A 16,320-nucleotide genomic window follows, 5' to 3' on the forward strand; every position below is an offset into this window, starting at 1 on the left:
ATTTTCTCAAGGTGGGATCAAGCATGGTGAACTGCGAACATATCCGATATATGGAACCTTCCAGGGGATCCAGGCCGCCAAGGGACTTAACCTTCAAATTTTTCACCGACGGCAAATTGGAGATCATCGACAATGACACCGGGACAACAATAAACCCCCGCGAATTAAGCGGGGGCAGCTATGACTTCTACGTTCGGCAAAGAATCGCCTTCATCAAGCGGGACTTGAATGCCAAGATCGCCAAGTACGCTTAATCGCTATCTGCCACGACATCACGGCAAGTTTTTGTTAATGTTGTTCAAGCTCGCCGGCAGCCTCGCCATCTTTTCTAGTTTTGGCGTAAGCGGCCGGGCGCCGAAGCGGGCTTCCCTGCGCTGGTCGTCCGCTTTCGTGCTTTTGTTGTGCGGCATCGGTTCACCTCCCGCCCTTCCTTTACCGGGAAGGGTTTTTGTATGTAGTTTTTCTCAATCATGGCATTTACAAACATCGGCCTTCGGGCCATAATGAAATCACTCATTTGGGGTAATATAGTCGTAATATTCCTCGCTTACAATAGATGTGCTAGGATAACCAGCCGCCATTCAAGAAGGAGTTACAGAGATGAAACAAATCCTACTCTTCGATTTGGACGACACGTTGATCCACTGCAACAAGTACTTCAATCTCATTGTCGATCAATTTGCGGATGAAATGACCGGTTGGTTCGGTCCTTACGGCATCCCGACGAAGGAGATCATGAGCAAGCATACGGAAATCGATATCGCCGGCGTTAACCAACTTGGGTTCAAAAGCGAGCACTTCCCGCAATCGTTCGTCGACACATATCGGTATTTCACGGATTTAACGGGACGACGTCCTTCCCCGCAGGAAGAAGAACAGCTCTGGAAGCTCGGCATCAGCGTCTATGAGCAAGAGGTCGAGCCTTATCCCTACATGGAAGAAACACTGGAGCAGTTGAGGCGGGAAGGTCACGAACTGCATCTTTATACCGGAGGAGAACTGGCGATCCAACAGCGTAAAATCGACCGATTGAAGCTGGAGCGCTATTTCGAAGACCGCATTTATATCCGTCAGCACAAAAACATTCAGGCCTTGGAGCAAATTCTGAGCAAAGGCGAATTTGACCGGGACCTGACATGGATGATCGGCAATTCGCTTCGCACGGATGTGATGCCCGCCTTACAATGCGGTATTCACTCCGTCTATTTGAAGCAGGATAATGAGTGGAATTACAATTTGATTCCGATCGAAGCGCAGCCGCGCGGGGCGTTCATCACTCTTCATGCTCTGTCGGAGGTTCCGCCGGCCATCCACCGGTATCTGCTTCAAACTTCCGATGCTCTTCCCATTACAAAACCGTCCTGAGGATATCCTCGGACGGTTTTTCTTTTACAGCGCCAATATCTCGCGAATATCCTGTTCCGTGAGCGCGGACAACGTCTCCTGACCGGGCTGGATCACCTCGTCGATAAGCTGCTTCTTTTTTTGCTGAAGCTCATACATTTTGTCCTCGACCGTTCCTTGGCTGACAAGCCGGATCACTTGGACCACGTTCGTCTGGCCGATGCGGTGGGCCCGGTCGGCGGCCTGCTGCTCCACGGCGGGATTCCACCATAGGTCGTAAAGAATGACGGTGTCCGCGCCGGTCAAGTTAAGTCCAGTTCCTCCCGCTTTCAAGGAAATGAGGAACACGTCTCTCTCCCCCTCGTTAAACCGTCCGCAAAGCTGCACACGTTCGGCGTTCGGGGTTTGTCCGTCCAAATAGAAGAACGGCACTCCTAGATACCCAAGCTCCCGGCCGATCATGCCCAGCATTTCGGTGAACTGAGAGAAGATCAGCACCCGCTTGCCCGCGCTGCGGCATTCGTCCACAAGCTCCATCAGCTGCTCGAATTTCGCCGAACTGCCTGTATAACCATCGACGAATAAGGCCGGATGACAGCAAAGCTGCCGAAGCCGTGTAATGCCGGCCAATATTTTGATGCGGTTTGTGTGAAGCGTATCCTCGTTCAAATGCTTCAGCGTTTCCTGCTTGAGTTTGGCTAAATATGCAGCATACAGCTTTTTTTGTTCCGGCAGCAGCACCGAGCTTTGGATCGACTCGATCTTCTCCGGCAGCTCTTGGAGTACGTCCGACTTGACGCGCCGCAGCAAAAACGGCCGAACACGCTTGGCCACCATTTCCCTCGGCAAGTTGTGAAACTCGGCTCTGCCGGGGAACAAAGAGGGAAACACGACATCATAGATCGACCACAGCTCCTCAAGCCGGTTCTCGACCGGCGTTCCCGTCAGCGCAAATCTATGAACGGCTTGAATTGACTTCACCGCCTGGGCCGTTTGGGTGGCGTGGTTTTTAAACGACTGCGCTTCATCCAGAATCAACGTGTGAAACAGGTGCGGCGCATACAGATCTAAATCTCTTCTCAGAAGCGGATAAGAGGTAATCCACACATCCGGCTGCCCTTTGCCGTTTCGCATCCGGATCCGTTCCGTTTTGGTGCCGTCGGCGATGACGGCTTTGATTTCCGGCGCGAACTTCTGAAATTCCTGCAGCCAGTTGTACATCAGAGAAGAAGGACAAACCACCAGAGCAGGCTGATTGCGGCTTCGGATGTCAGGCAGGACAGAGACGAGAAAAGCGATGCTTTGCAGCGTTTTGCCCAGTCCCATGTCGTCCGCTAAAATCCCGCCGAACCGGTAATGCGCAAGCGTCTTCAGCCACTGGAATCCGAACGCTTGATAATCCCGGAGCACGGGGGCGAGCTTCTCCGGCACCGGATAATCCAGATGGTCCGGGTTTCTCATGTGTTCAAGCAGCATTCGGAACGACTTGCCGAGCTGCACCGTTGATCCGATTTCGCGGGAATCCGTCAAATGAAGCGCCTGCGCGACGGGAAGACGGATTTTCGTCCCCGTCAGATCGGCGCTTCGGACGCCGACTTCATTGAAGAACCGGGCCATTCGCTGTATCTGTTCGCTTTGCAGCGGCAGCAAAGCTCCGCTCGGAAGACGGTAATATTTTCGCTTATCCTCCAGTGTCTGAAGGAGCTTGCGAATTTCCGATTCCGCAACGCCTGTCATATCGAATTTGAACTCGAGCCAGTCGGTTCGTTCGTCGACATCCACTTTCACTGTGAGCGGGGGATTTCCTACGTATAATCTTGTTTTGACGGCGGATGTGGCATAAACCGTCAACAGCTTCTCCAGTTGAGGAACGGTGTCATGAAGAAAATCAAATTCCGCCTCTTCGTTTTCCATGAAGTACCCGGCTTCCGTCCGGCCGAACGCACTCCGTTCCATGAACTCCAAAATGCGGTGCTCCTTCTCCCCGTCTCTGACGAGAATGCGGTCGGATCCGCGTGCGGCGCCCTGATCTTCCAACGGATTGATGACGATGTCTCCGTATTGAAACTCCAGTCCGGCGAGCAGCCTGTCTTTCACCCGGTCCAAAAACAGCTTCGCTTTCAATGGCGTTTGCAGCATTCGTTCGGACACGCGGTCCGCGACTCGAACCCGGCCGAGCTTCATCAACCCCGGCAGCACTTTGGCGATATAAGGCTCCACCTGTTCCGGCGGAATCCGAACCTGAGTCGTGAGGGACAACTCCATCAATCGTTTCAGCTCCGACAACCGGCTGCAGGATTCGCTCGCCAGTCTGGACATCTTCCCTTCCCATAACACAAGACCGTAAGGTTCCATCACCGTCAGGTTTTCCAGGCCACGGACCTCGAACGTGTAATCGCCCGACTCGTGTTGATCGAACGCGAACTGAAGCGGGACCGGCTCGTCCGAGAAACGGATGCCGTCGAAGACGCCGGTATCCAGCTCTGTGCGTACGGAAGGAGCCCGGATCAATAACGGAACAAGGCTTTCCCAAGCCATAGGCGGAATCAGCAAGGTTCTTTCGCCGATCAGCCGGTTTGCCGGACGGATGCCGCCGGCCGATTCGCGATAGATTTGCTCGTGGCGATAAATACGAATCAGTTCCCGAATGAGCTCTTCATGGGAACGTTCAAAACCGTGCAGCTCCGGAATGTAGGAAAACTGCTTCGAAAAAACGTGAACTTCGCCACGTTCGATGTGTTCTAGCAGTTGTCTGATGTTTTGCACCGCATATAGCTTTTTGGGACCCATTTTCATCTCGATGCCGAACATGTATCGATTGAGGCCGTACCGGACCGCCCGGCAGGTGAATTCCGCACCAAGCTTCGCACGTTCGTCGGCCAGCATGCGAACCCGGCTGAAGCCCGGCCGGTGGTCCGTGAACAATCCCAACAAACCGTCAGCCAGTTCACGATCGAACGAAAAGCCGGATTCTTCCGGCTGCAACGGCAGCACACCGCCCCGTTGGTAATTCCGGACATGGAGCAGAACAGCTGCAATATGCTCACAATATGCGTCATAGGAGTCAAAGGCCGGACAGCTGCAGTTCGCGTGCAGCTGCCCGTCCGGCTCCATTCGCACCGTTACCTCATAAGTGCGTTTGCCTTCCACAAGGGCTTCATATCGGAACGTTTCGTCATCCTCGTAATGGCTTGTAAAGGTGACGCGGCCGTCCCTGAAATAAGCTTCTCCTCTTTCAAAGGCGAAACGGCCGCAATAGGATTGGATTGTCTGTTCCGTTAACTCGATGCTCATGCGTTCTTATCCGTCCTTACGATTATTCCCACCGATAGGGGTCCCCGGCGGAAACGTACTCCACCGGAATGCCCGGCAAACGTGATTGGACGAGATCGGCCACATGCCGCATGCCGCCTTCCTCACTGATCAAATGCCCGAGTACGATCAACGCTTTCGATTGCCCGATCGACATCGCATCCCGGACATATTCGCAAGCGTCCCACTCGCTCGTTTCTCCGCAAATGACGGTGTCTACATCTTCCCGTGCCAAATATTCCATCTGTTTGCCCGAGCCGGCGGCCCCGAGAATCATGCCGATGTTTCGGCACGTCATGGAAGGATCACCGACGTATCGAAGATGAGGCACTCCGAGCTTGCGCTTCAACTCACGGAAAAGATCCTGCAGGCTGACCGGGGGAACATGAGCCATCGCCGGCCTTGCCGGATCGAGGTAATCCGACCATCCCAAATCCTTCGCGACTCCCTCAAGGATCAAGTCAGGTTTCGTATAATGCGCGTAGTCGTGGAATCTCCACACCGTCAATCCGTGGCCCTGCAAATAACGGAGTTTGGCCTCATAAACGGGGTTTCCTTCCCATTTTTCCGTTTCGTCGCGATGGTTATAAAACGTGGGTTCATGCGTAATGATGAAGTTCGCTCCGGTTTCCACCGCACGGCGCATGACTTCGAAAGTAACGGTAAAGGTGACGATGACCCCCATTACGGGTTGTACCGTATCTCCGGCTTTCACCGTGTCCACGGTGCCGTGAATCGGTTCTCCGGGAATATCCTGAAGGATCCCATCGATCAAGTTCTGAATGCTGATCGTTTGATGGTTCATCGTTAAATTCCTCCTTCGATTAAAGCGAAAAAGACCGGGAAGACGGCCATCTTCGCGGTCTTACGGAGCGGGAGACAAACTGGACAATTTATCAAAAAGCCGCTTCACTCCGGCTCCCCAATTCGGATCTTCCGCATATTTTTTATTGAACCAATCGAACGGTTCATGACCTTCGGGACGTGCATTCCCCCGTCTGGATATGGTGCGGGCCGCGATGTCCGACGAATCCCGGATATCGGTATTATACTCCTGCCAGCTGTGAAACACGTTAAAAGGGTTGTTGGCGATTTTTTCGGCGTTTTTGTTTGATCTCGGAACAAAGCCCTGCTCCTGCCCGACGATCGCGAACAACAGCAGCGGGTTGACGTCATGTTTTTTGGCGCTTGCCACGACGGCGCTGAAATAAGGCTCCTCCGCCATTAACCCGTCACGGCTCCGCATATAAGCTTTAACCGCTTCTTCGTTGATGTCGCGGTATTGGAGGTGCGACGGCATTCCGATGTCCGCAATCGGGACGGCGATCGGCGAAGGTTGAGGCGCCTCGGTACTCGGTTGATTGAAGGACGAGAGCACAATCACCCCAGTGATTGCCCCTGCCGCGGCAATAGCGGCAACGGCAGCCCATGCTTTGCGGGGCAGACGGGTAAGCTTCTCGGCGAATCCGGGACGCTTCAACGGCGACTGCAACGGATCCGCGATGCCCGCCGGTTCCGATAATGCGGCCGCTTGCTCGGCCTCGGCAGCCTCAGGCCCGTCTACGTCGGCAACCGATTCCTCCTGCAGCATCATCGGCGTAGGAATGGGGATGACTTTGCTCCGGACAATGCGTGAAGCGACATGATCCGCACTCCAGAGCCCCGGAGTCCTTTCATTCATCCATCGGAGCATCGGTTCAACCAGCAGTTTCTCCGACTCTTCTTCGGGAAGCTCCAGCTCGGCGCAAAAATCGAGCACGTCGTCGGGCTTTACTTCCCTGCGCTCACTCAGTAAGCACCGCCGAATCAAGTCGGTGGACATTCTGCTCTTGATCTCCGCCGGCAAATCCGGGAGCCGCTGTTCCAACGTACGGCGAATGGCGTCCGCTACCATCTCGGCCCGTTTGCCGTTCGGAAGCGGAGCATATTTGGTTTGCACATAGCGGCGAATGACGTTGACATCCGCCGGAGAGAGCAGCGCCGCGGTTTCCACTTCCCCAGTACCCGCCCTTCGGATTGCGATTCACGGTTTGTGGTCGTTCCATGCCCGAACGTACGTTTCGCAATCAGTGTAACATACAGGAAAGTTTTGGGGGAAGCAGGTCCAACGGCTTATTTCATGTGTTTTCCGTAGCTTCCCGTATCAATTGTTGAAGCGGTTCGCTCAGCAGGTAGGCCTCCACTTGATCCTTTTCGCCTTGGGTGAGCTGGTACTCGCAGTCGCAGCCTTCATCCATCGGTACGAGTTGCACGGGATAACCGCTATGCGTACAGATCGCCAATATCGAGAAATCGATCAAATCGTCCGGCAGCGGAGCAGCCGCGGCGGTTTCGACGCGCAGCTCGACGTCGATCCATTGGTTGTCCCGTTTCTCCACCCGCGGATAAAAAGCCGAGAACGTCAGCTCCCACCAAGTTTCATCGCCGTATCGGATCATCGACATTCACCTCTCTTTACTCCATTCTTACCTCAAAAAAAGGGCTGCCCCGAGCGAGCGGAACAACCCTTTGCAATGAAGATTATTAGGGCAGCATGCTGCTTCCCATCAAAAACTTGTCGACCTCGCGGGCAGCTTCGCGGCCTTCGTTGATGGCCCAGACGATGAGGCTTTGTCCGCGGCGCATATCGCCGGCTGCGAACACTTTATCCACGTTGGTGTTGTACTTGCCGTAACGTGCTTTGACGTTCGTGCGGCGGTCGGTTTCGAGGCCAAGCTGCTCAACGAGCGTCTGCTCCGGACCTTCGAATCCGACGGCCACCAGCACCAAATCCGCCGGCCATACTTTCTCGGTACCCGGAATCTCTTCATAGATTTTCCGGCCTTGCTCGTCTACATATCGACGGATTTGAACGGTGTGCAGCTCTTTCAATTGCCCGTTCTCGTCGCCTGCGAACTTCTTCGTCAGCACGGAGAATGCGCGGGGATCTTCGCCGTACAAAGCTTTCGCTTCTTCGTGCGCATAATCCAGCGTGTACACGTTCGGGAACTCCGGCCACGGGTTGTTGATCGGATCGCGCTGCTGAGGCGCTTTGGCATGGGTCCCGAACTGGGTGACCGTCTTGCATCCGTGACGCAATGCCGTCGCCACGCAGTCCGTTCCGGTATCGCCGCCGCCAATGACGATGACGTTCTGATCCTTCGCGGAAATGTATGTGCCCTCTTGCAAGCCTGTGTCCAAATAGCTTTTGATCGTGCTGTTCAGGAAATCCATCGCGGGATAAATCCCCTTCAGGTTTGCGCCTTCCACGTTGCCGATCGGGCGGGGCTTCGTCGCTCCGCCGCAAAGTACGACTGCGTCGTACTCTTCGGTGAGCTGCTTCGCAGGAATGTCTTTGCCGATTTCGGTGTTCGTCACGAAACGAACGCCTTCCGCTTCCAGCAAATCGACGCGTCGTTGTACGATGTGTTTCTCCAGCTTCATCGTCGGGATGCCGTACATCAACAAGCCTCCGACGCGGTCCGAACGCTCGAATACCGTTACCGTATGACCGGCTTTGTTAAGCTGAGCGGCGGCCGCGAGTCCGGCAGGGCCGGATCCGACGACGGCAACCTTTTTGCCTGTGCGGTTTTGCGGCGGCTGCGGAACGACCCAGCCTTCCTCGAATGCGCGGTCAATGATCGCTTGCTCGATCGTCTTGATCGTGACCGGCTCGCCGATCAGTCCGACGGTGCAGGAGCCTTCGCACGGCGCCGGGCATACGCGGCCGGTGAATTCCGGAAAATTGTTCGTCTTCATCAGACGCTCGTAGGCTTCCTTCCAAAGCCCGCGATAGACGAGATTGTTCCATTCCGGAATCAAGTTATGAATCGGGCAGCCGGATGCGGCTCCCGAAAGCTCGATGCCCGTATGGCAGTAAGGGGTGCCGCAATCCATGCAGCGTGCGCCCTGCGTTCGCAGCTGCTCGTCCGAGAACATTTTATGAAACTCGTTCCAGTCCTTGATCCGCTCGAGCGGATCGCGGTCGCTGGGAAGTTCTCTTTTATATTCCATAAATCCGGTCGGTGTGGACATGTTTCCTTCCCCCATCTGTCGGTGTTGCGCTTTCGCACCAACGCTTTACTGTATTGCAATAATAGAACATCCTACCAAATGCGGGAATTCGGCTGAATGGATTTTCCCCACGATTGTTTGCACTATTTCTCTACTTCTTCTCGTAAACGCAAAAAGAGAACGGAACCGTATTTTTCTCATCCTGGACGCCCGGCGTACGCGAGACCAGCTTCCAGGCGCTCCGGTCGAAAGGCGGAAAAAACGTATCTCCTTTATACTCATGTTCAATTTCCGTAAGAACAATCCGGTCCGCAAAAGGCAGCGTCTGCCGGAACACTTCTTCGCCGCCGATGACCATCAATTGTTCGGATCCGAAACGTTCCAGCGCTTCTTCAACCGAACGGACGACCAAGCATCCCTCGGGCGCTTCGTTCATCGAGCGGGACAAAATGACATTGGTCCGATCCTTGAGCGGTTTGCCCATCGACTCAAACGTTTTACGCCCCATGAGAACGGGTTTGTGCAACGTTTGCGCTTTAAAAAAAGCCATGTCGGCTGGCAGCCGCCACGGCAGACTATTATTGACCCCAATCACGCCGTTCTTGTCCGCGGCGGCAATCAAAGTGACCGTCATGCTGAGGATCCCTCTTCCTGCGCAGAAATTGTCGTTTATTCCGTATATCATACCATAAGCGCGGAACCGCTGCCTACCCGGACGTTTGGAGGGTTTGTTTAACAATTTCAGGCAGAACCGAACAGCTTCGGACCTCGCGGTTCTTCGGAATTCGCATCCGGCTCGAGCGTAATTCCGACCGAGTCGAAAGCCTCTCCCTCACTGGCCTGCCAAGGAAGGGTGAGCAGACCGATGCCGGAGCTGCCGACCGTAAAGGTGCCCGCGCTGCTTCGCTTTCCTTCCTTCAAAAGCCACACATGATAGGCTTCGCTGTCTTCGGTTTGGGGTGTTCCGAATACATAAACCACGAGCTGCTCATCGCCATTTGAGCGAATCAGGCAGGCGACCCCGTAAGCGTGCCCGCCGGGTTTGAACTTGCCGCTGTCCATCACCGCTTCAAGAGGATAGATTTTATCTATCTGTGAAGGCGGCGCGCCGATCTGCCCCGCAGCCTGCTTGGTCGGCGATATCGATTGCTGCCACCAAGTGCCGGCCATGAAAAGAAGCACGGCAGCCGCAATTCCGGCCAACCACCGTACCGTTTGGCGTACCCGGCTGCGGGAACGCTCCGTCGTTTGATGATGCGCTTCTTGCGATTCGCCGGCAAAAATCGCGTTCATGATGTTCGCCTTCAAATCAGCCGGCGGTTCAACCGCAGGCGCATCCTCGGCCAGACGATCCCAGACGTAGCGCCATTCCGCGGCGTCCTCCCGGCACGCGGCGCAGGTGAGGAGATGGCGCTCGAACCGTTTGCGGTCGACTTCCGGCGCTTGCCCGGCCATATATTCCACGAATCCGTCGCATAACGCTTTTTCCCGGTTTTCCATCGGTTACCGTTCCTCCCTCAAGCCCTGAAGATGCCGGCGAAGCGTTTTGAGCGCCTGATGCAGCCGGTTTTTCACCGTGCCGAGCGGCTCTCCGCCCATCTCCGCGATTTCCTGCAGCGTGTAACCTTTCCAATATAATAACTCGATGACGCGCCGCTGGGGAACCGTTAAACGGGATGCCGCGGCGGCCACTTCGGAGTGCTCCGCTCTTTTGATCACGTCGGATTCCGGATCATGCTCCGAGGCGAACGCGAACCGGTCGTCCCAATCCTCGATCGGCACGTTGCCGGCATGCTTTCTTTCCCGCCGGATGACGTCTACGGACAAGTTTCGGGTTATCGTAAGCAGCCAATTGACGAAAGAGCCTTTGGCCGCATCATATTCGGCTTTCGAGGTCCACAGTCTGGTAAACACCAGCTGAACGATTTCACGCGCAAGCGTGTCGCTCCCAGAGGCGCGAATGGCAAAGGAATAAACGAGGCGCGCGTACCGGTCGTACAATAGTTCCAGCGCCTCCCTGCGCCGCAACCGGATATCCCGCATCAACTCTCCATCGGTCCGGGTCTGCATGTCGGAATTTCTCCTTTACACCGGATAGCTTGCTTTTCCTTACCTTAACAGAAAACGAGCGGACGGGCTCCTCCGCCGTCCGCCTCATTTTACTTCGATTTTACGACAATTTTCCCGGTCATCATCGGGTGTGGATCACAGTAATAGGTGTAAGTTCCTTCTTTATCGAAGGTCACCATCTTGGACTCGCCTTTGCCGAGCAAGCCGGTGTCGAATGCCCCTCCGTCAGCTGTTGCAGTATGCTTGACTGTATCTTTGTTGATGAATTCCACCGTGGTTCCCGGAGTAATCTCGACTTCGGCAGGCGAAAATGCGAAATTCTCGATTTCGATTTTGATATGATCTTCCGCATGTTTAGAAGGGCTGGGAGAAGGAGACGATGATGGACCCGGCTTTGCGCTTTCGGACGGCGTTGCTGACGGCTTTGCCGATGGTTGGGCGGTCGGTTTCGAGGACGGCTTGCCGCTTTCTTCGTTCGGTTTCGGATGCCCGCCGTGATCGTCCGAAGACGGCTCGGGCAGCTGGGACGGGCCCGGCGACACCGATGGTTCGGCGGACGGAGACGAAGAGGCAGATGCAGCCGAATCACCCGGCGTTGCGGTTATCGTGGCGGACGGTGGCACCGTCGGCGATGGAGCTGGCGAAGAAGCGGACGGCGTCAGCTGCGAAGCTGACTTCGGTTCCGCATTGCTTCCGCAGGCTGCCGTGAGCACAACCGTCAGCAGGATCGTCAGAACGGACAGCCCTTTCATCTTGATGCTGTTCATTGTACGGTGATCTTCCCTTTCATGTGGTCTTTGTGCGGGTCGCAATAAAACTCATAAACGCCCGGTTTATCCAGCTTGAGGGTCACCGATTCACCTTCTCCCAGCAGCGGAGTCCGCACGGATTCGTCTGCAAAATGAACGTTATGACGGTCTTTATCCCGGTTCACGAACGTGATGACGGTGCCGGCCTTCACCGTAATGTCCGTTTTCGAAAACGCGTAATTTTTCATTTCGACCGTTTCTCTCGTGACACCGGCTTTCTCCGCTGCGTTTCCGTCGAACTTCTCCGGATTGACCACGAACCATACTTTGCCTACGTTCTGGCCGGTCGTATCGCCGCGCTTCGTATCTTTGATCCAATAATACAACGGGTAGCCTTTGTAAGTGGTCTGCTTGCCGCCGTCCGGCCGAACGATTTCTCCGAAATCTTCCGCCTTCAGCCCGCTTGGAACGACCGGTTTTTCCGTATAAAAGACCGGCCAGTTTTTCAAGCAATCGCCGAAACAAACGGTCGCGCCTTTGGGATCTTTATCGAAGTAATAGAGCGCCAAGCCTTTGGAATCTACGAGGTAATTGCCGAGCTCGGCGTGGGTACCCAATGTCACGGTGTAAAAAGGCTGCTTGATCAAATACCACACTTTTCCGACACCTTCGCCGGTTACATCTCCGGGCTTCTGATCCTTTTGGTAGTAATACAACGGCCACCCTTTATACGTGATTTGTTTCAATCCGTCTTTGCGGACGAACGCTCCGAAATCTTTACTGTCCAATTCGTCCGCTAGCAGCAGCTGATCTGCTCCAAATACCGGCCAGGCTTGTAAGCAACCGCCGACGCAGGAATCCAATTCGAGCATGTCTTTGGTGAACAGGTATAGCGCCATCCCTTTCCCGTCCGTGAAATAAGTAGAGCCGTCAGCCGCTTTTCGAAGGTCGATTCGAAGACCTTTGAGCAGCGCCGCATGTTCGGCAGACAGCAACCGTTTGTCGGCTAAAACGTCTCCGAGCGGCTTCGTTCCGTTTTTGGGTGCCGCTTGAAGCGTCTCGAGCAAGGCCAAGGCAAGACTTCGGTTCGTAAACGGTGCGGCTTCAGCCGCGCGGGACAGCCCTTTGGAAGCTGCAAATCGAAGGGTGTCGGCATAATCAAAATCGGTGCCGGCGACGTATGACAAAGATTCCAGCATGACCTTATATAATTGCTGGGCCGTGACGGGAGCGTTCGGACTGAACTTGCCGCCGCCCGTGCCCTTCCAGCCGAGCTCCGGATGATTTTTGAGATAAGCCAGAACAGGACGCATGGAGGCTGCCACGGATGAAGCATCGGAGAAAATGCCTGCTCCTTTGTAAGCGACGGCCTCTTCATGTTTGCCCAACAGTTTCAACAGAACAATCGCGGCTTGCAGTCTCGTTGTGGTTTTGGCTAAATACGCGTCATTCACACCTTGACCATCCCCCACAAGCACGCCGATCTGTGCGGCCATTTCTGAGGCGTGGGACGCCTGAAACTTAGTGGAAGCCGCGGGCTGCACGGAAGTGCCGGCCGGTTCGTCAGCCGCCCAAGCTCCGAGAGGGGTAAGCATCATCACAACGATCAATAGCCATGCAAAAAGCGCTCTGTTTCTTTTCCTGTTTTTCATTCGCATCCGTCCTTTCGTTTTTCCATCTTCACCCAAGGAAACGGCGGGCGGGAAGTTACGGTTTGAGCTGAAAACAAAAAAATCGCCTCCGAGCCCGTTAGGACTCGAAAGCGATTAGGCTTCGCTAATGATGCCGCGGTTGATCGCTTCCCATAAATAGAAGGATGCGGCGGATCGATAAGGCACCCACTTGTGGGCGTGCTGCTCGAGATATTTTTTGTCAGGCCGGTCTTCCATCGCGTACAGCCATTTGGCCGACCGCTGAAGGCCGAAATCCCCGACTGACAGCACATCCGGCCGTCCGAGAGAGAACATGAGGAACATCTCGGCGGTCCATCGGCCGATCCCTTTCACGGAGGACACCATCTGGATAATGTCCTCGTTCTCCATCCCGTCCAGCCGCGCGAGATCCAACTCCCCGCTGAGCGCCTTGGCGGACAGATCGTGAATGGAAGCTGCCTTGGCGTAGGAGACTCCAGCTGACCGAAGCGTATCCGCATCGATGGCGAGCAGCGCTTCCGGAGTAAACTCCGGCGCCAACGCTTGAACCCGCGCTTTGATCGTTGCAGCGGCCTTGACCGACAGCTGCTGCCCGACGATCGACATCGCCAGCGACTGAAACGGATCGGGATTGAGCGCAATCGTGAGCTCGCCAACTCTGTCAATGAGCCAGGCCAATCTCTCATCCGTTTGACGCAGCATTTGCAGTTCGATTCCGTCCAATCGAAACGTGAGCGAGGCCGGACGTTCGGACGGCTTGTTCATACGGCCACCGGCGCTTTAATGGCGGGATGATGCTGGTAGCCGGCAAATTCAAAATCTTCGAACGTGTAATCGAAAATGGAGTCCGGTTTGCGCTTGATGATCAGCTTGGGAAGCGGAAGCGGCTCTCGTGTAAGCTGCAGCTTCACCTGCTCCATATGGTTGCTGTAAATATGCACGTCTCCACCGGAGAAGACGAATTCGCCGGGCTCAAGTCCGCATTGCTGCGCCATCATATGCGTGAGCAAAGCGTAGGACGCGATGTTGAAAGGCAGCCCTAGGAACGTATCAACCGACCGCATCGTCAGCATGCAGGACAGCTTCCCGTTCGCCACATAAAATTGAAACAGCATATGACAGGGCGGCAGTTTCATCTGGTCGATTTTGCCAACATTCCAAGCGCTGACCAGATGACGGCGGGAATCCGGATTCCGCTTGATCGCCTCGACCACTTGCGAAATCTGGTCGATCGTACGGCCGTCATCCGTTTCCCAAGCCCGCCACTGCGATCCGTACACGGGACCCAGGTTGCCGTTCTCGTCCGCCCACTCATCCCAGATCGTGACGCCGTTTTCCTTCAAATATTGAATGTTCGTATCTCCGCGTAAGAACCATAGCAGCTCGTGGACGACGGATTTGAGATGTATCCGTTTGGTCGTGACGAGGGGAAATCCTTCGCTCAGATCATATCGCAGCATCCGGCCGAACACCGAGCGCGTGCCGGTACCGGTGCGGTCCTGCTTATCCACTCCGTGATCGATCACATCCTGCAGCAAATCCAAATAGTTGCGCAAATATCGACACCTCTCCGCCCATTTTGTCCCCTATTGTATCATTGGCCCGTCTTTTCTGTCGATGGCGGCGTGGAAGCCGGTGCCGGCGCACGCTGAGTAGAATACCGGAGTTCGCGACGCTTCATCCGCTGCTGGTAGCGTTCGGGAGCGCTCTCGTAAAGCTTGCGTTCCTCGTCGGTTTCGGGATACACCCCTGGAACCGGAATAGGGCGGTTATTCGCGTCCACGGCCACGAAAGTGGAGAATGCTGTTGTCGTAATCCTTCTCTCTCCGGTAAACAAATTTTCCGCACGCACCACACAGTACACTTCCATCGAGCTGCGCCGGGTCCAGGTGACGAAGGCCTCCAGCTCGACCGCTTCTCCCACCTGAATAGGCGACAGGAAATCGAGGCTGTCCTGGCTGGCAGTGACGACCGGCCGGTTACAGTGCCTTGTGGCGGCGATTGCGCCGATCTTATCGATGTACAGCATCAAGGTGCCGCCGAACATCGTGCCGTGATGGTTCGTCTCTGACGGAAACACCATTTCCGTCATAATCGTTCTGGATTGACTCATCGGTCTGCTGTCCTGCGTCATTCCGCGTTCCTCCCGTCAGCGTGGTTCTGTTAGTAGTTTACCTGTTTTAGCAAGCCCTAACACAATCGAAAACGACAAAAAGGAGCTGTCCCATAAGTGACCTCATGGACAGCTCCTTTCATATGTACGGTGATCTTACGGTCATTAGCGGCTGGTATAACCGGCGTCGACGTGGAGGGTGGTTCCCGTTACATAAGAAGACTGATCCGATGCAAGCCAGAGGGAAGCTTGCGCCACTTCCCTCGGTTTGCCGAACCGGTGCAACAAACTCAGCTGGGGGGCGTACTCCGCTTCGGTTAAACCGAATTGCTCCAACGCCCCGCGCAGCATGGGGGTATCAATGGCTCCAGGGGCCACGGAATTCACGCGGATATTTTTGTCGCCATTTTCCAGAGCCGCTACTTTGGTAATGCCGACGACGGCATGTTTCGCAGCAACATAGGCGATGTTTTGGGGTTGCGGGCGAAAGCCGCTGACCGAAGAAATATTGATGATCGAACCGCCATGACCTTGTTTAATCATTTGCTGAAGTTCATATTTCATGCACAATGCGGTGCCTTTGAGGTCAATGGACATGAGCCTGTCCCAATAATCCTCATCGAATTCCGAAGCCAACTTGTCGTCAGGCGTAAGCGCAGCGTTATTCACGGCAACATCGAGCCGCCCGTATTGCTTGACCGTGGCGTCAATCATCGCTCTGACTTGGTCCGATTTGGAAATATCAACTTTTATAAAAAAAGCAACGCCTCCTGAAGCTTCGATTTCAGAGGCTACCGTTCTCCCCTTCTTCTCGTTAAAATCGGCAACGACCACCTTAGCGCCGGCCTCCGCAAACAGTTTGGCGGTGGCTTCCCCCATCCCCATCGCTGACCCGGTTACGATCGCCACCTTATCTTGTAATACAGGAAACGTCATTTTAGCCATCCTCCGTCTTCAATGAAATATTTACATATTGATTAGGTTGGCATAATCCCCATTCTTTATCCGAAAATGAATGATCTGACATAACCGGATAAACCGGGCAGGTTCATATAACACTTAACAATTGTTAGTTCCTTTACAAACA

General features: G+C 54.7%; 17 protein-coding genes. 2 read left to right on the forward strand and 15 right to left on the reverse strand.

The annotated features are described in order from the left end of the window. Positions 1-23 precede the first annotated feature (23 nt). Positions 24-254, forward strand: a complete 231-nt coding sequence (locus E5161_RS02005) for a hypothetical protein (protein WP_136775918.1) — start codon at positions 24-26, stop codon at positions 252-254. An 18-nt stretch (positions 255-272) separates the two neighbouring features. On the opposite strand, the gene E5161_RS20645 is transcribed toward E5161_RS02005, so the two are convergent. Further along, positions 273-410: a hypothetical protein gene (locus E5161_RS20645; protein ID WP_169306550.1), complete on the reverse strand. Its 138-nt coding sequence runs from the start codon at positions 408-410 to the stop codon at positions 273-275. A 190-nt stretch (positions 411-600) separates the two neighbouring features. Between E5161_RS20645 and E5161_RS02010 the strand changes: the two genes are divergently transcribed. Then, entirely contained in the window at positions 601-1,365 is a 765-nt protein-coding gene (locus E5161_RS02010; protein WP_136775920.1) for an HAD family hydrolase, read from the forward strand. Between the two features lie 24 nt (positions 1,366-1,389). Here the strand turns inward: E5161_RS02010 and E5161_RS02015 are convergent, their stop codons facing one another. The 14 genes from E5161_RS02015 to E5161_RS02080 all read right to left on the reverse strand — a co-directional run bounded on the left by E5161_RS02015 (position 1,390) and on the right by E5161_RS02080 (position 16,169). Continuing rightward, positions 1,390-4,638 (reverse strand): DEAD/DEAH box helicase, encoded by a 3,249-nt coding sequence (locus E5161_RS02015; protein ID WP_136775921.1) that lies wholly within the window; start codon positions 4,636-4,638, stop codon positions 1,390-1,392. A gap of 22 nt (positions 4,639-4,660) precedes the next feature. After that, positions 4,661-5,461 (reverse strand): Nif3-like dinuclear metal center hexameric protein, encoded by an 801-nt coding sequence (locus tag E5161_RS02020; RefSeq protein WP_136775923.1) that lies wholly within the window; start codon positions 5,459-5,461, stop codon positions 4,661-4,663. A gap of 60 nt (positions 5,462-5,521) precedes the next feature. Further along, positions 5,522-6,649, reverse strand: coding sequence for a glucosaminidase domain-containing protein (locus E5161_RS02025; protein ID WP_136775924.1), 1,128 nt, complete (start codon positions 6,647-6,649; stop codon positions 5,522-5,524). Positions 6,650-6,773: 124 nt separating this feature from the next. Further along, entirely contained in the window at positions 6,774-7,094 is a 321-nt protein-coding gene (locus E5161_RS02030; RefSeq protein WP_136775926.1) for a hypothetical protein, read from the reverse strand. 85 nt (positions 7,095-7,179) lie between these two features. Continuing rightward, the gene (locus tag E5161_RS02035; RefSeq protein ID WP_136775928.1) at positions 7,180-8,670 is read right to left on the reverse strand and encodes a glutamate synthase subunit beta; all 1,491 of its coding nucleotides are present in this window, start codon (positions 8,668-8,670) and stop codon (positions 7,180-7,182) included. A gap of 130 nt (positions 8,671-8,800) precedes the next feature. Continuing rightward, complete coding sequence (locus E5161_RS02040) at positions 8,801-9,283, reverse strand: dihydrofolate reductase (protein ID WP_136775930.1); 483 nt, start codon at positions 9,281-9,283, stop codon at positions 8,801-8,803. 107 nt (positions 9,284-9,390) lie between these two features. Next, a complete protein-coding gene (locus tag E5161_RS02045; RefSeq protein ID WP_136775932.1) occupies positions 9,391-10,149 on the reverse strand; it encodes an anti-sigma factor in 759 nt (252 codons plus the stop codon). A gap of 3 nt (positions 10,150-10,152) precedes the next feature. After that, positions 10,153-10,719, reverse strand: coding sequence for a sigma-70 family RNA polymerase sigma factor (locus E5161_RS02050; protein WP_136775934.1), 567 nt, complete (start codon positions 10,717-10,719; stop codon positions 10,153-10,155). A gap of 89 nt (positions 10,720-10,808) precedes the next feature. Then, on the reverse strand, positions 10,809-11,486 hold the full coding sequence (locus E5161_RS02055) for a cupredoxin domain-containing protein (protein ID WP_136775936.1): 678 nt from the start codon (positions 11,484-11,486) through the stop codon (positions 10,809-10,811). Next, complete coding sequence (locus tag E5161_RS02060; protein WP_169306551.1) at positions 11,483-13,120, reverse strand: plastocyanin/azurin family copper-binding protein; 1,638 nt, start codon at positions 13,118-13,120, stop codon at positions 11,483-11,485. The genes E5161_RS02055 and E5161_RS02060 overlap by 4 nt, the downstream gene beginning before the upstream one ends. Before the next feature lie 114 nt (positions 13,121-13,234). Beyond that, positions 13,235-13,885 carry a DNA-3-methyladenine glycosylase family protein gene (locus tag E5161_RS02065; protein WP_136775938.1) on the reverse strand — a complete coding sequence of 217 codons (651 nt, stop codon included), beginning with the start codon at positions 13,883-13,885 and terminating at the stop codon, positions 13,235-13,237. Next, a complete protein-coding gene (gene thyA, locus E5161_RS02070) occupies positions 13,882-14,676 on the reverse strand; it encodes a thymidylate synthase (RefSeq protein ID WP_136775940.1) in 795 nt (264 codons plus the stop codon). The genes E5161_RS02065 and thyA overlap by 4 nt, the downstream gene beginning before the upstream one ends. Before the next feature lie 38 nt (positions 14,677-14,714). Further along, a complete protein-coding gene (locus tag E5161_RS02075) occupies positions 14,715-15,254 on the reverse strand; it encodes an acyl-CoA thioesterase (protein WP_136775942.1) in 540 nt (179 codons plus the stop codon). A 144-nt stretch (positions 15,255-15,398) separates the two neighbouring features. Continuing rightward, on the reverse strand, positions 15,399-16,169 hold the full coding sequence (locus E5161_RS02080; protein WP_136775944.1) for an SDR family NAD(P)-dependent oxidoreductase: 771 nt from the start codon (positions 16,167-16,169) through the stop codon (positions 15,399-15,401). Between the last annotated feature and the right edge of the window lie 151 nt (positions 16,170-16,320).

The organism is Cohnella pontilimi (assembly GCF_005049045.1).
Lineage (GTDB): Bacteria > Bacillota > Bacilli > Paenibacillales > Paenibacillaceae > Cohnella > Cohnella pontilimi.